Genomic DNA, 21,346 nt, shown 5'->3' with positions numbered 1-21,346 from the left:
GTTTCACTATCGGATGGGAATGATCTCTGCGGCATTCGACCGGCAACCCTGGCGATTGACCTCAGGGCAATCGCGGAAGGACAAGGTCTTGGACAGGCAGATCCGCACCTCCTCCAGTCGCGGACCTTCGCAGCTGATAGCGATGCCACTCTTTGTCATGCCAGGATTAGCATCCACAAAAGCGGACTCGATAGCGTCGGCGGAAAGCCTTTTGCTCTGATCGCCGATTGAGAGGTCGGCAGGTATCTTGATGCGGTCGTAGGCATCACGTGTTTTGTCGAAATATTGTTTCTGGGTCAGGCCGCTGCAACTGCCATGCTTGCGCCACTGGTGGCCGATCAGCCCCATGGACGGCATGATGTCGAACATGCTTCGTCCGAGGTTGTCAGGCACGCGCTCGTTTTTGTCCGCGCCGCAGAATTCCGGATAGCTTTGGTCGTTCTGAGGCCAGAGACCATGAACCACGAATCCGAACTTCCGATCCGAGCCGCATTGCTGCCGGCTGTTGCGCCCGGCATCACTGGCACAGAATGCGGGAGACCAGGAGAGCGACAGGACGTAGAAATCGAAACCGGTTTCCGAGGTTTCTGCGGCGCCGCGTGAGCTACGCGACGAAGGAGTTTCAGTTCGCTGGGTCACAGGCCCGGATGCCGGTTGGGGTTGGCCCAGAAACAGCCATCCAGCCGCTGCCAGTGACAGTGCGCCGAGTGCGATAAAACCGAAATACTGTTTCATCGAAGGCGCTGTCTTTCTGGCAGGGATGACGATTTGTTGAACAGGCTTCGGGTTTTATACCATCTTCCGCCTATGGCAAACAGACCGCCGAAAATTCATTTCTTCAGCATCCTTCGTGTTGAACCGGAGTTGGTATAACGAATAAGCTTGTCGAATCCGGCATGGCAGTCTTGTCGGAGGGAGGTTCGAGTCTGGGCATGTCCGCATGAAAATGAAAAAGTATCTTTGGCCCGTGATTGGGATTGCGACGATCTGCTTTTCGGTGTGGCTGCTCTACAAGGAATTGCGCCATCTCTCGCTCGATGATGTCTGGGGCAGCCTTAGCGCCATCAGTACGCATCACTGGTTGATGTCAGGACTTTGCACGCTGGTCGCCTATGCCGCTCTCGCCGGCTATGACCGCATTGCCTTGCAGCATCTGAAACGCAAGGTCGGCTGGCTTTTTATCGCGCTGACATCGTTCACCACCTATGCCCTGTCTCACAATGTCGGTGCATCGGTATTTTCCGGTGCCGTCGTCCGCTACCGCGCCTATACGTCGAAGGGATTGAGTGCTGCAGAAGTCGGCGTTCTCGTTGCCCTCTGCTCCTTCACCTTCGTGATCGGTACGATCATGCTGATCGGCTTTATCCTGGTTTATGAGCCGGATATCACGGAGCGTTTCGTTGATGTTCTGCCGGTAGAAGCCTCGCGCACCACCGGCATCCTGCTGCTTGCCATCGTCGCACTTTATATTCTCGGCAGCCTAATGAAGCTCAGGCCGCTCAAGATCGGCTCCTTCACGCTATTCTATCCGGTCCCGAAACTGGTTGTGCAGCAGCTGGTCATCGGGCCGATCGAATTGATCGGCGCGGCCGGTATCATCTATTTCGCCCTGCCCGAGCTGGGCAATCCAGGCTTCATGGTGATCCTGGGGATTTTCCTGATTTCCTTTTCCGCCGCACTGATTTCGCATGCGCCGGGAGGGCTCGGCGTGCTCGAGCTCGTCTTCGTCATGGGCCTGCCGGACATGAACCCCGCAGACGTCATCGCCGCACTTCTCGTCTTCCGCCTGTTCTACCTGATCATCCCGTTCGTCATCGGCCTGTTCATCATCCTGTTTTTTGAACGCTCGCAGCTTGCAGCCGCCGAGCGGGAAGAGAGGCGGCTACAGCAGAAGTAGGATTGTTTACTCCTCGCCGCGCAGCCAGAAGGCGCGATGCGACGCGTATCGATCCTGCGCCATGATCGACTTCAGCACGGGCAGCATCGTGTGCAGTTCATCCTTCAGTGTGTAGGGCGGGTTGACGATGATGAGGCCGGATCCGCTCAAGCCGTCCAGCCGGTCGCTTCTGACCGATAGCTCGGTGCAGAGCATTTTCGGGATATCATAGGATTGCAGGCGCTCGTGAAAGTCCTTGATCGGCGCGTTCTTCTTCAGCGGATACCAGAGGCAATAGGTGCCGGTGGCGAAGCGACGGTAGGCTTTGTGCAGACCATCCGCCAGGCGCTCATATTCGTTTTCCTTCTCGAAAGGCGGATCGACCAGCACGAGGCCGCGCTTTTCCTTGGGCGGCAGATGCGCTCCAAGTGATAGCCAACCATCAAGTTCGGTGATGCGCGCCTGATAGTCGCCTTCGAAGAGGCGTGAGAGCGCGCGAAAATCGTCCGGGTGGAGTTCCATCGCCGAAAGACGGTCCTGCGGGCGAAACAGCATCCGTGCAAGCTTCGGGGAGCCTGGATAGTATTTGAGCCCGCCTTCCGGGTTTAATTCCCGTACGGCAGAGAGATAAGGCTCCATGAGTTCGGCGACCTCTGCTGGAAGATCGGCTTCCAGAAGCTTGCCGATGCCCGTTTGCCATTCGCCCGTCTTCTGCGCCTCTTCGGACGAGAGATCGTAGAGGCCGATGCCGGCATGCGTATCCAGCACGCGAAACGCCTTGTCCTTGTTCTGCAGGTAGCGAACGAGCCGCGCCAGAACCGCGTGTTTCAGAACGTCGGCAAAATTGCCTGCGTGGTAGATGTGCCGGTAGTTCATCGGGGGCGATGCCTTTTATGAATTATCTTGATGCGCGTCACTTCGCCCTTTTGGCGATCTCGCAGATGCAATATAGAAAATCTATGAACGTTGCGACCCCGATTTCCGCCAAAGCCGTGACCGAAGCCACTCGCGTCGGCCATACCGTATGTCCCCATGACTGTCCGAGCGCCTGCGCGCTGGAGGTCGATATCAACGCCGATGGCCGCATTGGCCGTGTGCGTGGCGCCAACTCTAATACCTACACGGCGGGTGTGATCTGCGCCAAGGTCGCGCGCTACTCGGAACGGATCTATCATCCGGGCCGGTTGCTGACGCCGAAGCGTCGCAAGGGCGCTAAAGGCGCTGGCGAGTGGCAAGAGATCGGCTGGGACGACGCGCTGGACGAAATCGCCAATGCCTTCATCGAGGCGGAAGCTGCGCATGGTGCCGAAGCCGTTTGGCCCTATTTCTATGCCGGTACGATGGGGCAGGTGCAGCGCGACAGCATCGAGCGGCTGCGCCACGCCAAGAAATATTCCGGTTTCTTCGGCTCCATCTGCACCAACATGGCCTGGACCGGCTATGTGATGGGCACCGGCGCGCTGCGCGGACCGGACCCGCGCGAGATGGCAAAGGCCGATGTCGTCGTCATCTGGGGCACCAATGCCGTCGCCACCCAGGTCAACGTCATGACCCACGCGGTCAAGGCGCGCAAGGAACGCGGCGCGAAGATCGTCGTTGTCGATATCTACGACAATCCGACGATGAAGCAGGCTGATATGAAGCTGGTCGTGCGGCCGGGCACGGACGCGGCTCTTGCCTGTGCCGTGATGCATATCGCTTTCCGGGATGGCTATGCCGACCGCGCCTATATGGCGAAGTTCACCGACGATCCGGCGGGGCTCGAGGCGCATCTTGCGTCGAAGACACCGCAATGGGCTGCCGAGATCACCGGTCTTTCTGTGGAAGAGATCGAGGCTTTCGCGAGGCTCATCGGAACGACGAAGAAAAGCTTCTTTCGCCTCGGCTATGGCTTTGCCCGCCAGCGCAATGGTGCGGTTGCCATGCATGCCGCGCTTTCCATCGCCACCGTACTCGGATCCTGGCAATATGAGGGTGGCGGCGCGTTTCACAATAACGGCGATATCTTCCGGCTGAACAAGGCGGAGCTCATGGGAACGGCCTATGCCGATCCGAATGTGCGCCAGCTCGATCAGTCGCAGGTTGGTCGCATCCTGACTGGCGATGCCGAGGCGCTGCGCGGCGGCGGTCCGGTGACGGCCATGTTGATCCAGAACACCAATCCGGCCAATGTCTGTCCGGAACAGAGACTGGTGAAGCAGGGCTTTCAGCGCGAGGATCTGTTCGTCGCCGTGCATGAGCAGTTCATGACGGAGACGGCAGAGATTGCCGATATCGTTCTACCGGCCACGATGTTCCTTGAGCATGACGATCTCTATCGCGCGGGCGGGCAGAACCATATTCTCCTTGGGCCCAAGCTGGTCGAACCACCGGAGACTGTGCGCACAAATCTCTTCGTCATTGAAGAACTCGCCAAGCGCCTTGGTATCGATCATATGCCGGGCTTCGGCCTCAGCGAGCGCAAGCATGTCGAGACGATTCTTCAAGCGAGTGGCTGGGGCAGCTTCGACAATCTGGCTGAAGAAAAGTGGATCGATGCGCAGCCTGAATTCGAGGTCGCGCATTATCTCAAAGGTTTCGGATACGGCGATGGCAAGTTCCGTTTCAGCCCCGATTGGCAGAACGGCCCATCGCCGAACAAGCCGCCGAAAAATGTCGGCGTCATGGGGCCGGCCGACGCGTTTCCGAAATTTCCGGATCAGGTTGATGTGATCGAAACGGTCGACGCCGAGCATCCTTTCCGGCTTGCCACGTCTCCCGCTCGCAACTTCCTGAATTCCACCTTCGCGGAAACCAAGACCTCGGTGCAAAAGGAAGGCCGTCCAGAGCTGATGATTTCCCCCATCGATGCCGTGCGCCTCGACATCGCAGAAGGGGATGTGGTTCAGATCGGCAATGCGCGCGGCGATGTGCGGATCCATGCTAAGATCGTCGAGGGCGCTCGCCCCGGCGTGCTGATTGCCGAAGGGCTCTGGCCCAACAAGGCGCATCTCGACGGCGAGGGTATCAATGTCTTGACGGGCGCCGATGCTGTTGCGCCCTATGGCGGAGCGGCGTTCCACGATAACAAGGTGTGGCTGAAGAAAGCCTGATGGGAGTTTGATGATGCGATCCACTGCTGGTCCAGTATCGCAGGTCGATGACGAGGCGCGCGTCAAGCTCATCGAAAAGCAGACGGTTTGGAAGAACTTCATCCATTTGCAGACGATGATTTTCGAACAGCAGGCTCGTGACGGGCGCACGTTCCGCATCCATCGCGAGGTGCATGATCACGGCGTGGCCGCCGCGATCCTGCTTTTCGATCCGAAGCGGGAGGATGTGGTGCTGGTTCGCCAGTTCCGCCCCGGCGCCTATGTGAATGGCGACCCGAGCTTCATGCTGGAAATCCCCGCCGGTCTGACCGATGGCGATCAGCCGGACGAGGCCATTCGCCGTGAATCCATGGAAGAAACCGGCTATGCCGTCAGCGCGCCGCGTTATCTCTTTGATACCTATGCCAGCCCCGGCACATTGACCGAGAAGGTCAGCCTCTTCTACGCCCGTGTCGATCTCGATGTGAAGGCGGGAGAGGGCGGGGGGCTTGAAAACGAGGGGGAGGACATCGAAGTCATGACCGTCCCCCTCGACGCCGCCTATGACATGATCGCATCCGGCGAGATCACCGATTCCAAGACGATCATCATGCTGCAATGGGCGATGCTCAATAGAGCGAGTTTGTAACGACTGTCAGACGAAGGACGCGTTTTCCGCAAGGGCTGCTGCGGAGAGCTTCCTATCGGCTGTGGCCAGCGGCATGTTTCGTCCTGTGGCAAGCGCGAGATAGGCCGCATCATATGCGGAGAGCGTATGGCGTTGCGCAAGCTTTATGACGGAGACCGAATCGCCGCCCGATACAAGGGTCAGCGGAAGGCTTTGAAACCGTAGCAAGATGGAGAGAACATTTTCCTGATCGATACGCTTTCGTTGCTCCGCCGTGATGAGAATGTTGTAAAGCTCATGGGCGAGAAGATCGGGAGCGAAAGCATCGTCATGCTCGAGCCTGGAAAGGGCCTTATCCGCTACTTCATTGGTTTCGTCAGGTAGAAACCAGGCAGCGACCACCGAGGCGTCAACGACAAAGGGCATTTAAAGTCGGCCTTCAGTCTTCCAATCCCGAATCTCATCCGCAGTGACGTGAACGCGTGCGGCACGCTCAGAGCGCAATGTTTCTATCAGTTGCTTACGAGCCTGAACGTCGTTTGCCCTGACGAGACGGGCCACCGCGTCGTTGCCCCGTGCAATAATCACGTCTTCACCCGCTTCCACCTTTGCAAGAAGCTCTGAAAGATGTGTCTTTGCTTCACCCACTTTTACGGTCAGTGTCATCGTCCTCATGCTCCACTATTTAAAAAATATCGGAGCAAAAGCGACTTGGTCAAGGCTTGACCAAGCTAATCTCAAGCAGAGAGCAGCGTCTCGCTGGTGGACGTTTGGTTGCCATTTCGTACCACTTTGCCACTCTCCACCCGCACTTTACCTTCGGCAAGCAGCTTCAGCGATAATGGGTAGAGTTTGTGTTCAACGGTAAGAACACGTGCGGCGAGCCCTTCGGCCGTATCGCCTGCGATAACAGGCACGGCCGCCTGGCCGATGATCGGGCCTTCATCCATGCCTTCGGTAACGAAATGCACGGTGCAGCCGGTGATCTTCATGCCGCTGTCGATGGCGCGCTGATGGGTATGGAGGCCGGGGAAGAGCGGCAGAAGCGATGGATGGATATTGATGATCCGGCCTTCGTAAGGCGCGATGAATTCACCAGAGATCAGGCGCATATAGCCGGCAAGGCAGATGATATCAGGCGCAAGTTCACCAAGCGCTGCCAGGATCGCACCTTCATGCTCGCTCTTGCTGGCGTAATTCTTGCGTTCGAAAACCAGCGTTGGAATGCCGAAACCCTGCGCCTTGGCAAGCCCGCCCGCCGTCGGCTTGTCGGAGATGACGCAAGCGATCTCTGCGGGAAAATCCGGGTCACGGCAGGCTTCGGCCAGCGCCACCATGTTGGAGCCGCTGCCGGAAATGAAGACGACGACGCGCTTGCGGGGAGCGCTGAGGCTCATAGTTCGAGCGTGCCCTTATAGATCGTGCCATGCGCGCCCTCTTCACGGGCAACCATGCGTCCCAGCGGAAAGACGGTTTCGCCCTCGGCGGTCAAGGCGTCTGTGACGACTTTGGCGTTCTCGGCGGAAACGACGACGATCATGCCGACGCCGCAGTTGAAGGTGCGGAGCATCTCGTTTGCCGCCACGCCGCCGGTCTTTGCAAGCCAGGAGAATACTGCAGGCACCTCAATGGATTCGAGATCGATTTCCGCAGCCAGATGCTTCGGCAGCACGCGCGGAATGTTTTCCGGAAAACCGCCGCCGGTGATGTGGGCCAGTGCCTTCAGTGCGCCGGTCTCGCGGATCGCCTTCAAAAGCGGCTTCACATAGATACGGGTGGGGGTCAGCAGGGCTTCGCCAAGCTTCTTGCCTTCGGCGAACGGCGCTGGCGCATCCCAGTCGAGGCCGGAGAGCGACACGATCTTGCGCACCAGCGAGAAGCCGTTGGAGTGAACGCCGGAGGAAGAAAGACCAAGGATCACGTCGCCTTCGGCGATGTCGCCAGCAGGCAGAAGCTGGCCTCGTTCGGCAGCGCCGACGGCAAAGCCCGCGAGATCATAGTCACCATCGGAATACATGCCCGGCATTTCAGCCGTCTCGCCGCCGATCAGCGCGCAACCGGATTCCAGGCAACCGGCCGCAATGCCGTTGACGATGGCTGCACCCTGATCCGGATCGAGCTTGCCGGTGGCAAAATAGTCCAGGAAGAAAAGAGGCTCTGCGCCCTGAACGACCAGATCGTTGACGCACATGGCAACGAGGTCGATACCCACCGTGTCATGAAAATTCGCGTCGATCGCGATCTTCAGCTTGGTGCCGACGCCATCATTGGCGGCAACCAGAACCGGATCGGTGAAGCCTGCGGCCTTCAGGTCGAACAGTCCGCCGAAGCCACCGATTTCACCATCCGCACCGGGACGACGGGTGGAGCGGACGGCAGGCTTGATCTTCTCGACCATCAGGTTTCCGGCATCGATATCCACGCCTGCATCGCTGTAGGTAAGACCGTTCTTGCCCGACTGGCTCATGGCTCTCGTCTCCGCTGGTTTTCTTGGGCTCGCCATTCGCATGAGACGGTTGTCGATGCAAGGGTAAGAGCGTTGCAGCCCACGTTTTTCGTGCCTTTTTGCCCTCATTGACGCGTTGAGCAATGCGCTGTTGAGGTGTCTGACCACCTGTCGTCACCCTTGACCTCTCCTATCGGGGCATCCTATCTCGTTGCAGTGCGTTATGAGGCGTCACGTGCCACGAAGGAAAATGAGATGCAGCCACAGATCAGAGGCATCAATCTAAGACGCCAGATATTCTTCTGGCTGGGTGCGCTTGTCGTTTTCGTCGTCTTCCTGATGGTCTTCAGTTCCATTCTGCTGCCCTTCGTGGCGGGCATGGCGCTGGCCTATTTTCTCGACCCGGTTGCCGATTGGCTGGAGCGTCGCGGTCTGAGCCGCATGATGGCCAGCGTGTTCATCCTGATTTCCTTCGTGCTACTCTTTGCGCTGTCGCTGATCATCATCATTCCGTTGATTGCTGCGCAGGCGTCTGAATTCATCAGCCGCATTCCGCAATATATCTCGTCGCTTCAGCAATTGATCGCAGGCGCAGATACCAATCTCTTGCCCGCCTGGGTCAGCGCGCAGATCGCCACGGTTAAGGAGAATTTCTCCAAGCTGTTGACGGAGGGTGCGGGCTTTATCGGCACGTTGCTGACGCAGATCTGGAATTCCGGCAAGTCTCTGGTGGATGTCATTTCGCTTCTGGTGGTCACACCAGTCGTCGCCTTCTACCTGCTCTTGGACTGGGACCGGATGATCGACAAGGTCGACAGCTGGGTGCCGCGCGATCACGTTGCCACCGTGCGCCAGATTGCCCGCGAGATGGATTCAACGATTGCCGGCTTCATTCGCGGGCAGGGGTCACTCTGCATCATTCTCGGCGTTTATTATGCCGTCGGCCTTTCGCTTGTCGGCCTCAATTTCGGCCTGCTGATTGGCATGTTTGCCGGTGCCATCAGTTTCATTCCCTATATCGGCTCCATGGTGGGGCTGGTTCTCGCTGTCGGCGTGGCACTCGTCCAGTTCTGGCCGGATTATATTTATGTGATCCTGACGCTGGCTGTGTTCTTCTCCGGCCAGTTCATCGAGGGCAATATCCTTCAACCGAAGTTGGTCGGTAGCAGCGTTGGCCTGCATCCGGTGTGGCTGATGTTTGCGCTCTTTGCGTTTGGCGCGCTGTTCGGCTTCGTCGGCCTGTTGGTTGCCGTGCCAGCTGCGGCAGCTGTCGGCGTTCTCGTTCGCTTCGCCCTGTCGCGCTATCTGGAAAGCGATCTCTATCATGGTCGCGCCGCCAACCTGCCTTGGCAACCTGATATCGTGCCATCGCAGAAGATCGACACGCAGATCGACTCCCGAGCTGATTGATGACGGAAAGTGATAAGCCCGGCCCCTTCCGGCCCAAAGCCGAACAGTTGCCGCTTGCATTCTCTCATAACAGCGCAACGGGCCGTGACGATTTGCTGGTGGCCGCTCCTCTGGATGCGGCGGTCAGCATTGTCGACGAATGGCCGAAATGGCCCTCGCCGGTCGTCATCCTCGCTGGCCCTCCCGGATCCGGCAAGTCGCATCTCGCTGCGATCTGGAAGAACACCAGCAGTGCCGTCCAGATCAATCCTCAGAAAGGATCGGATGCCGCCCGCGCCGCCGAAAAGGGACCCGTGCTATTTGAGGATGCCGATCGCGTCGGTTTCGACGACACCGAGCTTTTCCACGTGATCAACAGCGTGCGGGAGAACGGCACGTCGCTTCTGATCACCACGCGGCAATGGCCGGCCACTTGGCCCGTATCGCTACCGGACTTACGCTCGCGGTTGAAGGCGGCCACCGTGGTGGAGATCGGCGAGCCGGACGAGAACCTGTTGGCGCAGGTGCTGATGAAGCTCTTTGCCGACCGTCAGCTTTACATGGATGACAAACTCGTCAGCTATATCGTGGCAAGAATGGAACGTTCGCTCGACACGGCGCAGATCATCGTGGAAAGGCTGGATCGTCTGGCGCTTTCGCGCGGCACGCGCATCAGCCGGTCGCTGGCGGCGGAGGTTCTGAATGAACTGGGTGCCGCTTCGCAGGACGATTGACTGTCATAGTTCCGTCGTCAAACTGTTATACGGCCATGGAAACTGAAAAGGGGCGGGTGATTTATGGATTCGGTTGTGCAGGAAGAATTGGAGGGCGGTCAATCGGCACAGGCAGCGGAGGTTGAAAATCTCTGGGATAGCCCTACTCGATTTGTGAACCGCGAATTCTCCTGGCTCCAATTCAACCGCCGCGTTCTCGAAGAGACGCTGAACCCCGCGCATCCGCTTCTGGAAAGACTGCGATTCCTTTCCATTTCCGCCGCCAACCTCGATGAATTCTTCATGGTGCGCGTTGCCGGTCTCGAAGGTCAGGTACGCCAGTCGGTGACGATGAAGACCCCGGATGGCAAAACGCCCGCCGAGCAGCTTGAAGACATTCTGAAGGAAATCGACAACCTCCAGATGGAGCAACAGGCGTCGCTTGCCGTGCTGCAGCAGTATTTGGCCAAGGAAGATATCTACATCGTCCGTCCGGGCGCGCTTACGGACGAAGACCGCACCTGGCTCGAGAACGAGTTCGAGGAACGGATTTTTCCTGTTCTGACGCCGCTCTCCATCGATCCGGCGCATCCGTTCCCCTTCATTCCCAATCTCGGCTTCTCGATGGGCCTGCAGTTGGACAGCGTCAATGGCCGTGAGCCGATGACGGCGCTGCTGCGCCTTCCGACCGCGCTAGACCGCTTCATCCGTCTACCCGACGATAAGACCGCCATCCGTTACATCACCCTGGAAGATACGGTCGGTCTCTTCATCCACAGGCTCTACCCCGGATATACCGTCAGGGGCTTCGGCACCTTCCGTATCATCCGCGACAGCGATATCGAGCTGGAAGAAGAGGCGGAAGATCTGGTGCGCTACTTTGAAAGCGCCCTGAAACGCCGTCGTCGTGGCTCCGTGATCCGCATCGAAACCGACAGCGAAATGCCGCATTCCTTGCGTCAGTTCGTGGTCCACGAACTGGATGTGCCGGAAAATCGTGTGGCGGTTCTGCCCGGTCTTCTGGCGCTCAATACCATCTCGGAACTCGCCAAGGCGCCGAGAGAAGACCTCAAATTCGAAGCCTACAATGCCCGCTTCCCGGAGCGTGTTCGCGAACATATGGGCGATTGCCTCGCCGCCATTCGCGAAAAGGACATGGTGGTTCACCACCCTTACGAAAGCTTCGATGTCGTTGTGCAGTTCCTGTTGCAGGCCGCACGCGATCCGGACGTTTTGGCGATCAAGCAGACGCTTTACCGCACCTCCAATGACAGCCCGATCGTTCGCGCGCTGATCGATGCCGCCGAACTTGGAAAGTCGGTGACGGCACTGGTTGAGCTCAAGGCTCGCTTCGATGAAGAAGCCAACATCCGCTGGGCGCGCGATCTGGAGCGTGCTGGCGTGCAGGTCGTGTTCGGCTTCATCGAACTCAAGACCCACGCGAAGATGTCGATGGTCGTGCGTCGTGAAGACGGAAAGCTGCGGACCTACTGCCATCTCGGCACCGGCAACTACCATCCGGTGACCGCCAAGATCTATACCGACCTGTCCTTCTTCACCTGCAATCCGAAGATCGCCCATGACATGGCGAATATCTTCAACTTCATCACCGGCTATGGCGAGCCGGAAGAAGGCATGAAGCTGGCGGTCTCCCCCTATACGTTGCGTCCGCGTATCCTCAAGCACATCAATGATGAAATCGAGCATGCCAAGAATGGCGCGCCCGCTGCCATCTGGATGAAGATGAATTCTCTGGTCGATCCGGAAATCATCGACGCGCTCTATCGCGCCAGTGCCGCAGGCGTGGAGATCGATCTGGTGGTGCGCGGCATCTGCTGCCTTCGCCCGCAGGTGCCGGGCCTGTCGGACAATATCCGCGTCAAATCCATCGTCGGCCGCTTTCTGGAGCATAGCCGCATCTTTTGTTTCGGCAATGGTCACGGCCTCCCATCGGATAAGGCGCTGGTCTATATCGGCTCTGCCGACATGATGCCGCGAAACCTCGATCGACGCGTCGAGACCCTCGTGCCGCTCGTCAATCCGACTGTGCATGAGCAGGTTCTTTCGCAGATCATGCTCGGCAATCTCATTGACAACCAGCAAAGCTACGAGATACTTCCCGACGGAACGTCCAGGCGTATCGAGGTGCGCAAGGGCGAGGAACCGTTCAACGCGCAGCACTATTTCATGACCAATCCCAGCCTGTCCGGACGTGGTGAAGCTTTGAAGTCCAGTGCGCCAAAACTGATTGCCGGGTTGATTTCGTCCCGCAAGAAACAGGCTGAATGACACGATCAGAAGCACAGGGGCGGCTCGTCGGCCATGCCCCCGTTTCCGTCATCGACATCGGTTCGAACTCAGTTCGCCTTGTCGTTTATGAAGGTCTTTCGCGCGCGCCCGTGGTGCTGTTCAACGAAAAGGTTCTGTGCGGTCTGGGCAAAGGCCTGGCCTTGACCGGACGGATGGATGAGGAAGGCGTTCGCCGTGCGCTGATGACGCTTCGTCGTTTCCGCGCCCTCTCCGATCAGGCACAGGCCACCCAGGTGCATGTGTTGGCCACCGCGGCTGCGCGAGAAGCGGAAAACGGACCGGATTTCATTCGCGATGCCGAGGCGATTCTTGGTTGCGAAATCGAGGTTCTCTCGGGCGAGCGCGAGGCGCTTTACTCGGCTTATGGTGTCATCAGCGGCTTTCACGATCCCGACGGCATCGCGGGCGATCTGGGCGGCGGGTCTCTCGAACTGATCGACATCAAGGGCAACGCCTGCGGCAAGGGGATCACGCTTCCGCTCGGCGGCTTGAGGCTCTCCGAACAGGCGGGTGGCTCTCTTGAAAAGGCGACGGCTTTTGCCAAGAAGCAGGTCAAGAAAAGCGCAGCACTTTTGGCGGCGGGGGAAGGCCGGACCTTCTACGCCGTCGGCGGCACATGGCGCAACATCGCCAAGCTCCACATGGAAATTACCCATTATCCTCTGCATATGATGCAGGGCTATGAACTTCCTCTCCAAGAGATGCTGAACTTCCTGAACGAGGTCATCGCCTCCAAGGACAGCAAGGATCCCGCCTGGCAGGCCGTTTCCAAGAACCGCCGCTCGCTTCTGCCCTTCGGCGCCATTGCCATGCGCGAAGTGCTCGAAGTCATGAAGCCAGCAAAGATTGCTTTTTCAGCACAGGGCGTGCGTGAAGGTTATCTCTACTCGCTGCTGTCCGAGACAGACAAAACCGCAGATCCGCTGCTGGTGGCCGCCGACGAACTGGCGGTTCTTCGTGCTCGTTCTCCCGAACATGCGCGTGAGTTGGCGGATTGGACCGGCAGAACCGTCCCGGTCTTCGGCATTGATGAAACGGAAGAAGAGGGCCGATACCGGCAGGCTGCCTGTCTTCTGGCGGATATCAGCTGGCGCGCCCACCCGGATTATCGCGGGCTCCAGGCGCTGAACGTCATTGCTCACTCGTCCTTCGTGTCCATTACCCATCCGGGCCGCGCCTTTATCGCGCTCGCCAATTATTATCGCTTCGAAGGCCTGAACGATAACGGCACGACGCAGTCGCTTGCCGAGATGGCTGGCCCCCGCCTGCTTGAACTTGCCAAGCTGCTGGGTGGATTGCTGCGCGTCGTCTACCTCTTCTCAGCCTCCATGCCGGGCGTGGTGGATCATCTCCGGTTCCGCAAGTCCGACAACCCCGATCTCGATTTGGAATTCGTCGTGCCGCATGACTATTGCGATTTCGCTGGCGAGCGTCTGGATGGACGCTTGCAGCAATTGGCGAAGCTGACGGGCAAGCGGCTGGCATTCGTTTTCGAATAACCCGCGAACACTCATTACCGATCGTAAGGGTCGCTGAAGGGGGGGCGCCGCCGAAATGGCGACGCTCTATCTCCTTTAAGTCTACGCATCGTGCTTTCCGAAAAGCGGGTCCGATTTTCGGGCCGATGCTGTAGGGCTCACTTTGCGTCGAGCAGGTCTTTCACGTCGAGGATGACAAACTCGTTGTCGTCTGCCTTGTCCAGCGCACGACCGGCCGAGAAAGGCAAGTTATTGTCGTTGCCGACAATGATGTGGCTGGCGTCGACGCGGTCGACGTTTTCGATCGTGACGAACGGCATGGTGTAGATGCCGTTTTCAGAGCCCTGGCGGGCCTTCTTGTCGGGATCGGCGATTTTCATCAGGTCGATATAGCCGATCTTGCGGGCAGCCTTGCCGACATTTGCGTCGTTGAACTCGATCTTGTAGATGCGCTTCACCTTGGCAGGCGTTGCAAAGCAGTTGGCTTCCGGCTTCTTCGGGTCGGCACAGACCTTGTCGGCCGTACCGGCGCCATTGTCGCGTTCGATCACCAGCGCAGTGCTGTCATCCAGCATGTTGAAGTCGCCGATCGCCTCGCCGCCTTCGGCCAGAGGATAGAGCCATGTGCGACCGGTCCATGCCTTGGAGGCTACATCGAGTTCGATGATGCGCAGGCCCGTTGCCCCGTCTTCCGTCTTTTCGACCTGACCGTCGGCATTGTAAAGCGGGCCTTCCAGTAGTCCGTAGAGCTTCGTGCCATCCTTGGAGAGCGCCATGCCCTCAAAGCCACCGGAGCGCTTCAGATTGAAGGCGGGCAGTTTCTGGGTCGGGTTTCCGGGAAGCGTGAGCGTTGGGTTGTCGGGAGACTTGACCTCGATGTCGCCTGCTTTGGTGGCAATCACATCCGTCAGCTTGCCGTCGCGGGTGAACTTCAGAATGTAGGGACCGAATTCTTCGCCGACCCAAAAACCATCTGAGACCGGCTGGATGGATTCCACATCGAAGTCTGCGCCGGTGAGGTAACGCTTGTCCGAGCCTTCCATGACGATCGGGAAAGGGGCCTTCTTGTCGGGATCGGACAGGAAGACGGTTTCAAGCGCGTTGACCTTGCCGGCGTCCCAGTCGAACGTCAGATGGTGCAGCATCAACATGGCGTCGCTGGAATTCAGCTTCGTGCCGAAGCCATTGTCGGACAGGCTCCAGAAGGTGCCGTCTTCCATGGCCTTGATGCCGGAAAAGCCCTGCATCGCCTGACCATCGAACGGCATGGAGAGGCCGGTCGGACGAACGCCATCCTTGCCGGGCACCGTGCCGATGCCTTCGGCACGCTTGCGGTCTGCCGTGGTGAACTTGCCCGCGGTTTTCAAAAAGTCCGGTGCATCCCCTGGTGCGGGGATGATGCTGTTGGCGGGCAGAATAGCCTGAGAGACGAGTTTTGCCGGGAACTCCTTCTCTGCGGCGAACGTCTGGAGGTTGCCGAGCGTCAGAAAAACTACGGAGGAAAGGAGGATCTTTTTCATAAAACATACCTATCGGTTGCATGAGAACGCAATGGACCGATAGGCAGCGTTTGTGACAGGCGCACTAAGGCGTGTTGAAGCTTTGATGACGGCTTTCTTTTTACAATGCCGGCTGGCGGCTGAGTGCGCACACACCGAGTGTCTGTCCGCGACCCTTGACGGCATGTTCGCCGAGATACTGGCTCTTGATGCCCTTGGGCAGCAGAAGCTGGTGAGCGAGGTCAGACGAGATCAGGATCGGGTGGCCAAGCATCTTGCTAAGTGATTCCAGCCGCGCGGTCGTGTTCACGGTGTCGCCAAAGTACGTGATCTTGTGGTGGTCCACGCCGATTTCCGCCGTAATCACCGGCCCGCCGTGAATGGCGAAGCGGAGTTTTGGCACGGTGCCGAAATTTGCAATCCAGGTCGCGCGCGTGCTTTCGATTTGCGACAGGATGTCGAAGACGCAGTTGATGCAGGCGGCGCGCCGGATTGCGAGATGATAGGGCCAGGTGATGATCGCCGCATCGCCGATATAGTCGTCGATGATACCGCCGTGTTTTCTGACGGGAGCTGCATAGGCGGAAAAAAGCTCTCCGAGGAATTCCTGGGCTTTGAGATCGCCGTGGGTTTCGGCAAAGGATGTGGAACCGACCAGATCGATAAAGAGAAAAACGCGCTCTTCGCTAACCGGCCTGCGATAGCGTCCCAGGATAAGATCGATGAAGATATCGCGCCCCAGAAGCTCGCGCACACGCATGATGAAGACGATGATGGCGCACACACCCAGCGTAAACACCATCGTTTGCATTTCCGCATGCACCGCGCGCGCCCAGCTGGTGGGAAGGACTCCGGTAGCCCAGAGAATGGTGCCGCCCAGACCGAAGCCGCAAAAGACGAGGATGACGTAAACCACCATGCCGACAACAATATAGGCGGGCGTTGGCAGCATGCTGATCTTCTTGGACAGGCCGGGCAGAATATGGCCACGCTCGAAGGCAAGAATCGGCGCGCAGGCAAACAGGGCGTAGGTTGCCCCGATGAAGGCGCCACCGCCATATTCGAGGAATGCATAGACCACGCCGCTTCCGGCAACCGCCAGAAACAGCACGACATAGTCCAGCATCGCCAGAATTTTTCTCATCATCTGCCCTTAAATGAGGGGTGGGGTGCCACTTCCTCCCAAGTGAGCAGGTCGATTCTTCCCGATGCGGGATAATAATGCGGATCATGTCCCGTCAAAAGGGATGTTTAAGCAATCTCTCAGGAAGAGGCGCGGTTGTGGCAGTTTTGCACGAGGCCTACTTTTCACCGATGACTTATGCTGTGGCCTGATCTTTCGGCATCTCGACGGCCTCGACCTTCTTGCCAGCAAAGCGAAGGGCGACTTCTCCGCGGATGAGCTTGAGGGCGGGCTCACCGAAGAGTTCACGCCGCCAGCCGGAGAGGGCTTGAACCTCGGCCTTTTCGCCTTCAGAGGCGATCTTGTCGAGATCGTCGCTATTGGCGATAACCTTGGCGGCCACGCCGTGCTTATCCGCTGTCAGCTTTAAAAGCACCTTCAACAGCTCGACGGCGGCACCAGATCCTTCCGGCGAGTGGCTGTGGCGCGGCGCCTGCGGCATGTCCGCCTTGGGAAGGGCGAGCGCTGCATTGACCGTTTCGATGATCGCGGTGCCGGAAGTGGAGCGCTCCCAGCCCTTTGGAACGGTGCGCAGGCGCGACAGGGCTTCAGCGTCCTTCGGTTGCTGCTGGGCGATCTCAAAGATTGCGTCGTCTTTGAGCACGCGCGAACGCGGAACGTTGCGCGAGCGCGCCTCACGTTCTCTCCAGGCGGCGACAAATTTCAGGATGGCAAGCTCGGTCGGCTTGCGGAGACGCGACTTCAGCCGCAGCCACGCATCGTCGGGATGCATGTCATAGGTCTCGCGCGCTTCAAGGATATCCATTTCTTCCTTGAGCCAGGACGAACGGCCTTCACGCTCAAGCTGCGCCTTCAGCGCCAGATAGACATCGCGCAGATGGGTCACGTCTGCCAAGGCATAATCCAGCTGCTTTTCCGAGAGTGGACGGCGGCTCCAATCGGTAAAGCGGGACGACTTGTCGATCTGGACGTTCTTGGTCTTCTGCACCAGCTGATCGTAGGAAATCGAATCGCCGAAGCCGCAGACCATGGCCGCGACCTGCGTATCGAAGATCGGATGCGGGATAAGACCGCCCAGATGATAGATGATCTCGATATCCTGACGGGCAGCATGGAAGACCTTCACGACATTCGAGTCGGCCATCAGTTCGAAGAGCGGCGTCAGATCGATACCCTTTGCCATCGGGTCCACCAGCACTTCAAGCGTGGGGCTCGCCATCTGGACGAGACAGAGCTGCGGCCAGAAGGTCGTTTCGCGGAGAAACTCAGTGTCGATGGTGACGAATTCCGATTTCGCCAGCTCCTTGCAAGCTTCGGCGAGTGCTGCTGTCGTTTCAATCATTACGTTCGGCCAGTCCTGGAAAACACTCCGTCTTACTTTCCCTTTGGGGGCCGCATGTCAATATGAGAGGTGGCTTTACTTCACGCTTTGCCCTGCCAATCGGCGATCTTCTCCTGTATTTTGTCCTTATCCGGCTCTCTTTGGCGGTTCGCAGGACATCTTCCACGGGCAGGAAAGCCTCGCGGGTGGCGCTTTTCCTTGACAAATCGGTTCAGCCATGCGCTTTTCCGCCAAATTTCGAAAGTCGGCCCCAGAGGCCATGACACGCTTCTTCAGGATACCATCATGCATCGCTACCGCAGCCACACCTGTGCCGCTCTTCGCAAGTCTCATGTCGGCGAGACCGTTCGTCTTTCCGGTTGGGTGCATCGCGTTCGAGACCATGGCGGCGTTCTCTTCATCGACCTTCGCGATCATTATGGCATTACCCAGGTGGTTGCCGACCCGGACAGCCCGGCTTTCAAGGCGGCTGAAACGGTGCGCGGCGAGTGGGTGATCCGCATCGACGGCAAGGTCAAGGCGCGTTCGGAAGAGACCGTCAACAAGGCCATGGCGACGGGCGAAATCGAACTCTACGCACAAGAGATCGAAGTGCTGGGCGTTGCCAAGGAATTGCCGTTGCCGGTCTTCGGCGAGCCGGACTATCCGGAAGACGTTCGCCTGAAGTATCGCTTCCTCGATCTTCGCCGCGAGACACTGCACAAGAACATCGTCAAGCGCACGCAGATCATCTCCGCCATGCGCAACGGCATGGCAGAGGCTGGCTTTGCCGAATATACGACGCCGATCCTGACGGCCTCTTCGCCGGAAGGCGCGCGCGACTTCCTCGTGCCGAGCCGTATTCATGAGGGCAAGTTCTTCGCCCTGCCGCAAGCGCCGCAGCAGTACAAGCAGCTTCTGATGGTTGCCGGTTTCGACCGCTATTTCCAGATCGCGCCGTGCTTCCGCGATGAAGATCCGCGCGCTGACCGCCTGCCGGGCGAATTCTACCAGCTCGACGTGGAAATGAGCTTCGTGACGCAGGAAGACGTCTGGTCAACCATGGAGCCGATGATGACATCGGTTCTGGAGCAGTTTGCCGAAGGCAAGCCGGTCACGAAAGAATGGCCGCGCATTCCCTACGACGAAGCGATCCGCAAATATGGTTCCGACAAGCCGGATCTGCGCAACCCGATCGTCATGCAGGCTGTGACCGAGCATTTCGCCGGTTCCGGCTTCAAGGTCTTCGCCAACATGATCGCGTCGAACCCGAAGGTCGAAGTCTGGGCCATTCCGGCCAAGACCGGCGGTAGCCGCGCCTTCTGCGACCGCATGAATGCCTGGGCGCAGGGCCAGGGCCAGCCGGGCCTCGGCTACATCTTCTGGAAAGAAGAAGACGGCAAGATCGCAGGCTCCGGTCCGCTCGCCAAGAACATCGGTGAGGAGCGCACCGAGGCGCTGCGTACGCAGCTTGGCCTGGAAGCCGGTGATGCCTGCTTCTTCGTGGCTGGCGATCCCGCCAAGTTCTACAAGTTTGCAGGTGAGGCCCGCACCCGCGCTGGCGAGGAATTGAACCTCGTCGATCGCGATCGTTTCGAGCTTTGCTGGATCGTCGATTTCCCCTTCTTCGAATACAATGAAGAAGACAAGAAGATCGACTTTGCCCACAACCCCTTCTCCATGCCGCAGGGCGGTATGGAAGCGCTGGAGAACCAGGACCCGCTGTCGATCAAGGCCTACCAGTATGATGCCGTCTGCAACGGCTTCGAGATTGCTTCGGGCTCCATCCGTAACCAGTCGCCGGAACTGATGGTCAAGGCGTTCGAAATGGTCGGTCTCTCGCAGAGCGACGTGGAAGAGCGTTTCGGTGGCCTCTACCGCGCCTTCCAGTACGGCGCTCCTCCACATGGCGGTTGCGCTTTCGGTATCGACCGTGTGGTCATGCTGCTTGTCGGTGCGAAGAACCTGCGCGAAATCACGCTGTTCCCGATGAACCAGCAGGCACAGGATCTTCTGATGAACGCGCCGTCGCCAGCAACGCCGACACAGCTTCGCGAACTGGGTCTGCGCGTCGTTCCATCCAAGAAGGATTGATCGATGCTCAGGCAGATCGCCGAGCGTCTTCAATCAGCTTTCACCCGTGCACTTGCGGCAGCCTTGGCTGCCGCTTTTGCGTTCTGGGCCGCCCGACATCTGCTCGGTCATCAGCAGCCTGTCTTTGCTGCGATCGCCGCACTGATCTGTCTGGCGCCGGGCATACCAAGTCAGATCCGACAAGGAATGGGTCTGATCGTCGGCGTGACTGTCGGCATTGTGGTGGGCGAGTTTGCGCTCGTCATTCCGCCGGAGCTTGCAGAGCTCAGAATGGCATCTGCCACTTTCATCGCCATGATGGTTGCCGTTTCGTTCGGAATGCCGCCGGTCGTGCCCATCCAGGCAGGAGCATCTGCCATGCTCGTGCTGTTGATGGGACCGCAAGTCGCAGGCCTAGCGCGCTTTCTCGACGTGCTGGTCGGTGCTTCCACAGGCCTCATCGTCGCATTTGTGTTCTTCCGTGAACGTCTGAAGTTTTAGGGCCTAAAAGCGTGTCGCGATCTTTCAGATTCGCTCATACGCTTTAGGTCTTTGTTATCGCGTGTCGTTATCGCAAAACCGCGGCACACTTTTGTGCGCCATGCTTTAGCTGGCGCTGCTGCCTGCGCACGACAAAAAGCAGCGGAGGCGATCAAGCTCCGCTGCTTCATTTTCATTTCGGACTCTCGGACGTTATCGAGCCAAGCTGGCTTAGACGGAGCGTGCCGGCGGCATGGGCTTCAGCGTGTTCATCAGAGCGCCGTAAGGCAGCAGGAGAACGAGACCCACCAGAACCTTGACGGACAGGTCGCCGAGCGCCCAAGAGATCCAACGTGGAGCCTCGAGCGAGAGGATACCAAGGACCGGAGCATTCTCGATGGCAAAGGCATCGTTCGGGCCAATGAAGGCGAAGCTTGCGGCAAAGGCGATCGAGAAAAACAGGACTGTATCAAGCACCGAGCCGAACATGGAGCCAGCCAGCGGTGCGCGCCACCAGCTTTGGCGACGCAGGCGATTGAACACCGAAATATCCAGCAGCTGGCCAACGAGATAAGCGGTCCCGGAAGCAATTGCGATGCGTGGCAACGAGGTCCAGAAGGACAGCGTGACGCCGACGATGAAGCCCGCCAGCACGACGCGACGTGCAATGGAGGGGCCGAACTGCCGGTTGGTTAGATCCGTCACGAGAAAGGCGACAGGATAGGTGAAGGCACCCCAGGTCAGCAGATCGCCGAGATTGATCCCGAGCAAAGTACCGGATAGCGGATATTGAACGAGAATATTCGATGCGACGACCACGAGGGTCATCAGCAGCACGTAGATAAGCGTTTGGCGCAGGTAAGGCATTTTTTTATCCTGGGTGATGCCACCAGTTGGAGAAAACATATGCAGGCGGCA

19 protein-coding genes are annotated in these 21,346 nt (G+C 58.5%); 9 read left to right on the top strand and 10 right to left on the bottom strand.

Going from position 1 to position 21,346, the window contains the following annotated elements:
* Window positions 1-6: 6 nt before the first annotated feature.
* Entirely contained in the window at window positions 7-735 is a 729-nt protein-coding gene (locus tag QE408_RS03925) for a ribonuclease T2 family protein (protein ID WP_306928710.1), read from the bottom strand.
* 205 nt (window positions 736-940) lie between these two features.
* Between QE408_RS03925 and QE408_RS03920 the strand changes: the two genes are divergently transcribed.
* Complete coding sequence (locus QE408_RS03920) at window positions 941-1,897, top strand: lysylphosphatidylglycerol synthase domain-containing protein (RefSeq protein WP_306928709.1); 957 nt, start codon at window positions 941-943, stop codon at window positions 1,895-1,897.
* Window positions 1,898-1,903: 6 nt separating this feature from the next.
* On the opposite strand, the gene QE408_RS03915 is transcribed toward QE408_RS03920, so the two are convergent.
* On the bottom strand, window positions 1,904-2,752 hold the full coding sequence (locus QE408_RS03915; RefSeq protein ID WP_306928707.1) for a 23S rRNA (adenine(2030)-N(6))-methyltransferase RlmJ: 849 nt from the start codon (window positions 2,750-2,752) through the stop codon (window positions 1,904-1,906).
* A 17-nt stretch (window positions 2,753-2,769) separates the two neighbouring features.
* Here QE408_RS03915 and QE408_RS03910 point away from each other — a divergent pair, with 17 nt between their 5' ends.
* Entirely contained in the window at window positions 2,770-4,968 is a 2,199-nt protein-coding gene (locus QE408_RS03910; RefSeq protein WP_306928705.1) for a molybdopterin-containing oxidoreductase family protein, read from the top strand.
* Window positions 4,969-4,978: 10 nt separating this feature from the next.
* The gene (locus QE408_RS03905; protein ID WP_306928704.1) at window positions 4,979-5,596 is read left to right on the top strand and encodes an NUDIX domain-containing protein; all 618 of its coding nucleotides are present in this window, start codon (window positions 4,979-4,981) and stop codon (window positions 5,594-5,596) included.
* A gap of 6 nt (window positions 5,597-5,602) precedes the next feature.
* Here the strand turns inward: QE408_RS03905 and QE408_RS03900 are convergent, their stop codons facing one another.
* From QE408_RS03900 to purM, 4 genes are all read right to left on the bottom strand, one after another.
* The gene (locus tag QE408_RS03900; RefSeq protein WP_306928703.1) at window positions 5,603-6,001 is read right to left on the bottom strand and encodes a type II toxin-antitoxin system VapC family toxin; all 399 of its coding nucleotides are present in this window, start codon (window positions 5,999-6,001) and stop codon (window positions 5,603-5,605) included.
* Window positions 6,002-6,241, bottom strand: coding sequence for a type II toxin-antitoxin system Phd/YefM family antitoxin (locus tag QE408_RS03895; protein WP_306928702.1), 240 nt, complete (start codon window positions 6,239-6,241; stop codon window positions 6,002-6,004).
* Between the two features lie 71 nt (window positions 6,242-6,312).
* Window positions 6,313-6,972: a phosphoribosylglycinamide formyltransferase gene (purN, locus tag QE408_RS03890; protein ID WP_306928700.1), complete on the bottom strand. Its 660-nt coding sequence runs from the start codon at window positions 6,970-6,972 to the stop codon at window positions 6,313-6,315.
* Window positions 6,969-8,042: a phosphoribosylformylglycinamidine cyclo-ligase gene (purM, locus tag QE408_RS03885; protein WP_306928698.1), complete on the bottom strand. Its 1,074-nt coding sequence runs from the start codon at window positions 8,040-8,042 to the stop codon at window positions 6,969-6,971. Before purM ends, purN begins: the two co-directional genes overlap by 4 nt.
* A gap of 234 nt (window positions 8,043-8,276) precedes the next feature.
* On the opposite strand from purM, the gene QE408_RS03880 reads away from it, so the two are divergent.
* From QE408_RS03880 to ppx, 4 genes are all read left to right on the top strand, one after another.
* Window positions 8,277-9,431: an AI-2E family transporter gene (locus tag QE408_RS03880; protein WP_306928697.1), complete on the top strand. Its 1,155-nt coding sequence runs from the start codon at window positions 8,277-8,279 to the stop codon at window positions 9,429-9,431.
* Window positions 9,431-10,144, top strand: coding sequence for a DnaA regulatory inactivator HdaA (gene hdaA, locus QE408_RS03875; protein WP_306928695.1), 714 nt, complete (start codon window positions 9,431-9,433; stop codon window positions 10,142-10,144). Before QE408_RS03880 ends, hdaA begins: the two co-directional genes overlap by 1 nt.
* 63 nt (window positions 10,145-10,207) lie before the next feature.
* Window positions 10,208-12,412, top strand: a complete 2,205-nt coding sequence (locus QE408_RS03870; protein ID WP_306928694.1) for an RNA degradosome polyphosphate kinase — start codon at window positions 10,208-10,210, stop codon at window positions 12,410-12,412.
* Entirely contained in the window at window positions 12,409-13,932 is a 1,524-nt protein-coding gene (gene ppx, locus QE408_RS03865) for an exopolyphosphatase (protein ID WP_306928692.1), read from the top strand. The genes QE408_RS03870 and ppx overlap by 4 nt, the downstream gene beginning before the upstream one ends.
* Before the next feature lie 137 nt (window positions 13,933-14,069).
* Here ppx and QE408_RS03860 read toward each other — a convergent pair whose 3' ends face one another.
* From QE408_RS03860 to rnd, 3 genes are all read right to left on the bottom strand, one after another.
* Entirely contained in the window at window positions 14,070-15,431 is a 1,362-nt protein-coding gene (locus tag QE408_RS03860; protein ID WP_306928691.1) for an esterase-like activity of phytase family protein, read from the bottom strand.
* 100 nt (window positions 15,432-15,531) lie between these two features.
* Complete coding sequence (locus QE408_RS03855; protein ID WP_306930183.1) at window positions 15,532-16,554, bottom strand: adenylate/guanylate cyclase domain-containing protein; 1,023 nt, start codon at window positions 16,552-16,554, stop codon at window positions 15,532-15,534.
* A gap of 175 nt (window positions 16,555-16,729) precedes the next feature.
* On the bottom strand, window positions 16,730-17,896 hold the full coding sequence (gene rnd / locus QE408_RS03850) for a ribonuclease D (protein WP_306928690.1): 1,167 nt from the start codon (window positions 17,894-17,896) through the stop codon (window positions 16,730-16,732).
* 285 nt (window positions 17,897-18,181) lie between these two features.
* On the opposite strand from rnd, the gene aspS reads away from it, so the two are divergent.
* Both aspS and QE408_RS03840 read left to right on the top strand, forming a co-directional pair.
* Window positions 18,182-19,969: an aspartate--tRNA ligase gene (aspS, locus tag QE408_RS03845; RefSeq protein WP_306928689.1), complete on the top strand. Its 1,788-nt coding sequence runs from the start codon at window positions 18,182-18,184 to the stop codon at window positions 19,967-19,969.
* Between the two features lie 3 nt (window positions 19,970-19,972).
* Window positions 19,973-20,449, top strand: a complete 477-nt coding sequence (locus QE408_RS03840; protein WP_306928688.1) for an FUSC family protein — start codon at window positions 19,973-19,975, stop codon at window positions 20,447-20,449.
* Between the two features lie 210 nt (window positions 20,450-20,659).
* On the opposite strand, the gene QE408_RS03835 is transcribed toward QE408_RS03840, so the two are convergent.
* Window positions 20,660-21,295 carry a queuosine precursor transporter gene (locus tag QE408_RS03835; protein WP_306928687.1) on the bottom strand — a complete coding sequence of 212 codons (636 nt, stop codon included), beginning with the start codon at window positions 21,293-21,295 and terminating at the stop codon, window positions 20,660-20,662.
* Window positions 21,296-21,346: the final 51 nt, after the last annotated feature.

This window comes from Agrobacterium larrymoorei (assembly GCF_030819275.1).
Classification (GTDB): domain Bacteria; phylum Pseudomonadota; class Alphaproteobacteria; order Rhizobiales; family Rhizobiaceae; genus Agrobacterium; species Agrobacterium larrymoorei_B.
This window is presented reverse-complemented; position numbering and strand designations above follow the sequence as displayed.

Coding starts and splice junctions, on each gene's coding strand:
- QE408_RS03925 (WP_306928710.1), bottom strand. CDS start 735: ATGAAACAGTATTTCGGTTTTATCGCACTCGGCGCACTGTCACTGGCA.
- QE408_RS03920 (WP_306928709.1), top strand. CDS start 941: ATGAAAATGAAAAAGTATCTTTGGCCCGTGATTGGGATTGCGACGATC.
- QE408_RS03915 (WP_306928707.1), bottom strand. CDS start 2,752: ATGAACTACCGGCACATCTACCACGCAGGCAATTTTGCCGACGTTCTG.
- QE408_RS03910 (WP_306928705.1), top strand. CDS start 2,770: ATGAATTATCTTGATGCGCGTCACTTCGCCCTTTTGGCGATCTCGCAG.
- QE408_RS03905 (WP_306928704.1), top strand. CDS start 4,979: ATGATGCGATCCACTGCTGGTCCAGTATCGCAGGTCGATGACGAGGCG.
- QE408_RS03900 (WP_306928703.1), bottom strand. CDS start 6,001: ATGCCCTTTGTCGTTGACGCCTCGGTGGTCGCTGCCTGGTTTCTACCT.
- QE408_RS03895 (WP_306928702.1), bottom strand. CDS start 6,241: ATGACACTGACCGTAAAAGTGGGTGAAGCAAAGACACATCTTTCAGAG.
- purN (WP_306928700.1), bottom strand. CDS start 6,972: ATGAGCCTCAGCGCTCCCCGCAAGCGCGTCGTCGTCTTCATTTCCGGC.
- purM (WP_306928698.1), bottom strand. CDS start 8,042: ATGAGCCAGTCGGGCAAGAACGGTCTTACCTACAGCGATGCAGGCGTG.
- QE408_RS03880 (WP_306928697.1), top strand. CDS start 8,277: ATGCAGCCACAGATCAGAGGCATCAATCTAAGACGCCAGATATTCTTC.
- hdaA (WP_306928695.1), top strand. CDS start 9,431: ATGACGGAAAGTGATAAGCCCGGCCCCTTCCGGCCCAAAGCCGAACAG.
- QE408_RS03870 (WP_306928694.1), top strand. CDS start 10,208: ATGGATTCGGTTGTGCAGGAAGAATTGGAGGGCGGTCAATCGGCACAG.
- ppx (WP_306928692.1), top strand. CDS start 12,409: ATGACACGATCAGAAGCACAGGGGCGGCTCGTCGGCCATGCCCCCGTT.
- QE408_RS03860 (WP_306928691.1), bottom strand. CDS start 15,431: ATGAAAAAGATCCTCCTTTCCTCCGTAGTTTTTCTGACGCTCGGCAAC.
- QE408_RS03855 (WP_306930183.1), bottom strand. CDS start 16,554: ATGAGAAAAATTCTGGCGATGCTGGACTATGTCGTGCTGTTTCTGGCG.
- rnd (WP_306928690.1), bottom strand. CDS start 17,896: ATGATTGAAACGACAGCAGCACTCGCCGAAGCTTGCAAGGAGCTGGCG.
- aspS (WP_306928689.1), top strand. CDS start 18,182: ATGCATCGCTACCGCAGCCACACCTGTGCCGCTCTTCGCAAGTCTCAT.
- QE408_RS03840 (WP_306928688.1), top strand. CDS start 19,973: ATGCTCAGGCAGATCGCCGAGCGTCTTCAATCAGCTTTCACCCGTGCA.
- QE408_RS03835 (WP_306928687.1), bottom strand. CDS start 21,295: ATGCCTTACCTGCGCCAAACGCTTATCTACGTGCTGCTGATGACCCTC.